This is a genomic window from Mesorhizobium sp. M2A.F.Ca.ET.039.01.1.1 (assembly GCF_003998035.1).
In the GTDB taxonomy this organism is placed as follows: Bacteria; Pseudomonadota; Alphaproteobacteria; order Rhizobiales; family Rhizobiaceae; genus Mesorhizobium.
In genome coordinates this window covers 1-4,278 of record NZ_RZRY01000554.1, presented here as the reverse complement: position 1 = coordinate 4,278, position 4,278 = coordinate 1, and the positions used below count along the sequence as shown (strand labels likewise).

Below are 4,278 nucleotides of genomic sequence, written 5' to 3'. Positions count from 1 at the left end.
GAATACGCAAGGTCGTTTCGATTTCAGGCCTGCACGACCTTCGGTCGTTGATGTTCACGGCTTTGAACGAGACGCTGAACATCGACGAACGGGAAGCGTTTAGCGAAAGCCCGGCGCTGCTGCGGCCCGTGCAAGGAACCCGCATCACCTGTTGGGTCGGCGGCGGCGAGCGCTCGGAATTCCTGCGCCAGAGCGTATTGCTCGCCAACATCTGGAGGGGGCTTGGCGCCGCTACCCAGTCAGTTGTCGAGCCGGATCGGCATCATTTCAACGTCGTCGATGGTCTCGCAGATCCGGACCATCCCCTGACCCGAACGCTGGTCGAAGAATAGAGACGTATCACATCGACTGCGTCGACATGTTAGCGGATCGATTGCATCGACGCATTAGCGCAGCATAAGCACGCTGCATTCGGCGCCAACCTCCGCAGCCAGCGCAAAGGGCTCGCGCATGATCAGGCCGTTGGCGTCGGCGAGCATCCTGAGCATCGAGGAGTCCTGGATGCCGAACGGCGTCGCGACCAGGGTGCCGGCGTCCTCGCGCACCACGGCGCGAACATAGTCCTGCCTGAGATCGTTAGCCGGCATCGCGGCGCCCAGCCTGGCCGTTCGCACGTCCTGCCTGAAATTGCGGCCGCCGAGCCGGGCAAGCAGCGGCTTCAGGAAGAGCTGCGAGCAGACGATGCTGGCCACCGGATTGCCTGGCAGGCCGATGCAGCGGACATTGCCAAGCCGGCCGAACATCAACGGTTTGCCGGGGCGCATGGCGATCTTCCAGAAGTCGAGCCGCATGCCCTCGCTGGTCAGCACGTCATGGATCAGGTCGTGATCGCCGACCGAGGCACCGCCCAGCGTGACGATGACATCCGGGCCCGCCTGGACCGCTCTCCTGACCAGCGCGGCGATCGCCTCCTTGCGGTCGGCGGCGATGCCGAGATCGAGTGCGCGTGCGCCAACCGACTGGGCGGCGGCGGCAACGCCATAGGCATTCGACGAAATGATCTGATCGGGGCCGAGCGTGCTGCCCGGCGGCAGCAATTCATCGCCGGTGGCGATGATCGCGACCAGCGGCTGGCGCACGACATTCAAGGCAGGGTGGTTGGCAGAAGCCGCCAGCGAAAGGGCCGCCGCGTCGAGCACGCGACCATTTCCGAGCAGCACGTCGCCCTCGCTGAAGTCGAGCCCGCGGCGCCGGACATTGCGTGCTTGCGCGGTCGGCTCCGTCACCTCGATCCTGCCATTGCCGAGGTCGCGGACGTTTTCCTGGATGACGATGGTGTCGGCGCCTTCAGGCAGCGGCGCGCCGGTGAAGATGCGCACGGCCTGGCCTTTGCCGACGGTTCCGGAGAAACCGCGCCCGGCAGGCGCCATGCCTATCACTTCCAATTGCGCTGGCGCTGAAGCGACGTCGGCGGAACGCGCGGCATAACCATCCATCGCGGAGGCGTTGAAGGGCGGCTGCGTGCGCAGCGCCACAACCGGTTCCGCCAGGACCCGCCCGGCCGCGTCCGCCAGCGGAATGCTTTCGCCCGGCAAAGGCGCTGCGCCGTCGAGCAGGCGCGCGAGCGCTTCGGCGACCGGTACCAGCGCCATCAGGCATCCGCCTTGTAGTCACCGGATTTGCCGCCGGTCTTCTCGACCAGCCGGACACCGGAAATCACCATGCCGCGATCCACCGCCTTGGCCATGTCGTAGATGGTGAGGCAGGCGACCGAGGCGGCGGTCAGCGCTTCCATCTCCACGCCGGTCTTGCCGGTGACGCGGGCGAGCGCTGTCACCTTGAGGCCGGGCAGCGAATGGTCCGGCTCGATCTCGACGGCCACTTTGGTCAGAAGCAGCGGATGGCAAAGCGGGATCAGCTCATGCGTCTTCTTCGCTGACATGATCCCGGCGATGCGGGCGGTGCCCAGCACATCGCCTTTCTTGGCGTCGCCGGCCAGAATCATCTCCAGCGTTTCGGGCCGCATCGAGACAAAGCCCTCGGCGATTGCCGTGCGGGTCGTCTCGGCCTTGTCGCCGACATCGACCATGTTGGCTTCGCCCTTGGCGCCGAGATGGGTGAGGGCGGGCATTCTCAAACCGCCTCGGCCGCTGCCTTGCCTGTCAGCAGAAGCTTGGTCGCGGCAGCTACGTCCGCCTGCCGCATCAGGCTCTCGCCGACGAGGAGAGTACCGATCTTGCTCTTCTCCAACCGGCGGCAATCCTGATGCGTGAAGATGCCGCTCTCGCTGACCAGCAGCCGATCCGCCGGCACCATGGCGGCCAGGCGCTCCGAAACGTCGAGGCTGGTCTGGAAGGTTCTGAGATCACGGTTGTTGATGCCGATCAGCCGCGAAGACAAAGTAAGCGCGCGCTGCATTTCATTCTCATCATGCACCTCAATCAGTGCGTCCATGCCGAGTTCGAAGGCGGTCGCTTCAAGCTCGCTGGCCAGCGCGTCGTCGACGCTCGCCATGATGATGAGGATCGCATCGGCGCCCCAGGCGCGTGCTTCGTGGACCTGATAGGGATCGAACAGAAAATCCTTGCGCAGGGCCGGCAGGCGCACCGCTGCGCGCGCGGCCGTCAGGAATTCCGGAGCGCCCTGGAAAGACGGTGCGTCGGTCAGCACCGAAAGGCACGCGGCGCCACCTTGCTGATAGGCCTGCGCCAATGACGGGGGGTCGAAATCGGCACGGATCAACCCCTTGGAAGGGCTGGCCTTCTTGATTTCGGCGATCAGCGCGAAGCTCCCCGCTGTTCGCTTCGCCTCGAGCGCCGCCAAAAAACCGCGCGTCCCACCGGCATCCTTTGCGCGCGCCTTGAGCTCGGCCAGCGGTATCTTCGCCTTCGCCGCCGCGATCTCTTCGCGCTTATAGGCTTCGATCTTGCGCAGGATGTCCGACAAGGCCTTATCCGTTCGAAATCTCGACGAGCTTGTCCAGCACCGCGAGGGCGCGGCCACTGTCGATCGCTTGCGCCGCCGCCGCGATGCCGTCGGCAAGCGTCGTCGCCTTGCCGGCCACAACCAGACCGGCGCCGGCGTTCATCAGCACCGTGTCGCGATAGGCGCCGGCGGCGCCACCCAACATATCGCGCAGTTGCCTGGCGTTGTAGGCCGCGTCGCCGCCGCGTAGCTCTTCCTTGGTGTGCCGCTTCAGCCCGACGGCTTCCGGCGTCAGGGCGAAGGTGCGGATCTCGCCGCCGGCAAGCTCCGCAACCTGCGTCTCGCCCGTGGTCGTGATCTCGTCATAGCCATCGCCATGGACGACCCAGGCGTGCTCGGCGCCCAGCGCCTTCAGCGTCTCGGCCACCGGCATGATCCATTCCGGCAGGAAGACGCCGACCATCTGGCGGCTGACGCCGGCGGGGTTCGACAGCGGTCCGAGCAGATTGAAGATGGTGCGCGTACCGAGCTCGACCCGGGTCGGCCCGACATGCTTCATCGCCGGATGATGCGCCGGCGCGAACATGAAGCCGACGCCGGCCTCATGGATGCAGCGGCCGATCATTTCCGGCGAGATATCTATTCTGACGCCCAGCGCCGTCAGCACATCGGCGGAGCCGGTCAGCGAGGACAGGCCGCGATTCCCGTGCTTGGCGACCGGCACCCCGGCGGCGGCGATGACGAAGGCCGAAGCGGTCGAGATGTTGACCGAGTGCGAATTGTCGCCGCCGGTGCCGACGATGTCGATGGCGCCCTGCGGCGCCTCGACACGCAGCATCTTGGCGCGCATCGTGGCGACCGCGCCGGATATCTCGCCCACGGTCTCGCCGCGCACGCGCAGCGCCATCAGGAAGCCGCCGATCTGGCCGGGCGTCGCGTCGCCCGACATGATGATGTCGAACGCCTCGCGGGCTTCCTCGAAGGAAAGCGCGGTGCCGGTGGCGACCTTGGCGATATGTGTCTTCAGCGCGCTCATCGTGTCTGTGCTTGCGAAACGGCGTTCGGATCGATGCGAACGTCATATTGCGACTGCAGTTGCGCCACCAGCTGGTCGAGCAGGTCGTCGGACATGCCGGCGCCGAAGGATTTCTGCGCCTCGTCCGGCACCGTGCTGCCGTCGGCGCCAGCCGGCTCGAAGACCTCGGCGACCTTGAACAGGATCTGGCCGTCGCCGGTGGGCGAGGGGATCAGGCCGGTGCCGCCTTCGCCGACTCCGAACATGGCGGCGGCACCCTCCTTGCCGAAATCGGCATCGTCGGCTTCGCGCTTCAAGCCGCGCTTGGTCTGTTTGTCGAGCTTGAGCTCGCCGGCGATGACGTCGAGCGTGGTGCCGGCCTTGAGGCGCTTCTCGAG

Annotated in this window: 4 protein-coding genes and 2 pseudogenes; 1 reads left to right on the top strand and 5 read right to left on the bottom strand. The window is 66.2% G+C overall.

What is annotated here, in order from left to right; all coding sequences use genetic code 11:
* A pseudogene (locus EOA24_RS29060) lies at positions 1–332 on the top strand (alpha/beta hydrolase); the annotation flags it as partial.
* A gap of 54 nt (positions 333–386) precedes the next feature.
* Here the strand turns inward: EOA24_RS29060 and glp are convergent.
* The 5 genes and pseudogenes from glp to EOA24_RS29035 form a co-directional block, all read right to left on the bottom strand.
* Positions 387–1,592, bottom strand: coding sequence for a gephyrin-like molybdotransferase Glp (gene glp / locus EOA24_RS29055; RefSeq protein ID WP_126082662.1), 1,206 nt, complete (start codon positions 1,590–1,592; stop codon positions 387–389).
* Positions 1,592–2,071, bottom strand: a complete 480-nt coding sequence (moaC, locus tag EOA24_RS29050) for a cyclic pyranopterin monophosphate synthase MoaC (protein WP_126082663.1) — start codon at positions 2,069–2,071, stop codon at positions 1,592–1,594. Before moaC ends, glp begins: the two co-directional genes overlap by 1 nt.
* A 2-nt stretch (positions 2,072–2,073) precedes the next feature.
* Entirely contained in the window at positions 2,074–2,886 is an 813-nt protein-coding gene (trpC, locus tag EOA24_RS29045; protein ID WP_127257521.1) for an indole-3-glycerol phosphate synthase TrpC, read from the bottom strand.
* Positions 2,887–2,890: 4 nt separating this feature from the next.
* Positions 2,891–3,901, bottom strand: a complete 1,011-nt coding sequence (trpD, locus tag EOA24_RS29040) for an anthranilate phosphoribosyltransferase (protein ID WP_126082665.1) — start codon at positions 3,899–3,901, stop codon at positions 2,891–2,893.
* Positions 3,898–4,278: pseudogene (locus EOA24_RS29035) on the bottom strand (peptidylprolyl isomerase); the annotation flags it as partial. The gene trpD and the pseudogene EOA24_RS29035, both read right to left, overlap by 4 nt.

Excerpts from the sequence above, each read along its gene's own strand:
- glp (WP_126082662.1), bottom strand. The coding sequence starts at position 1,592 with ATGGCGCTGGTACCGGTCGCCGAAGCGCTCGCGCGCCTGCTCGACGGC.
- moaC (WP_126082663.1), bottom strand. The coding sequence starts at position 2,071 with ATGCCCGCCCTCACCCATCTCGGCGCCAAGGGCGAAGCCAACATGGTC.
- trpD (WP_126082665.1), bottom strand. The coding sequence starts at position 3,901 with ATGAGCGCGCTGAAGACACATATCGCCAAGGTCGCCACCGGCACCGCG.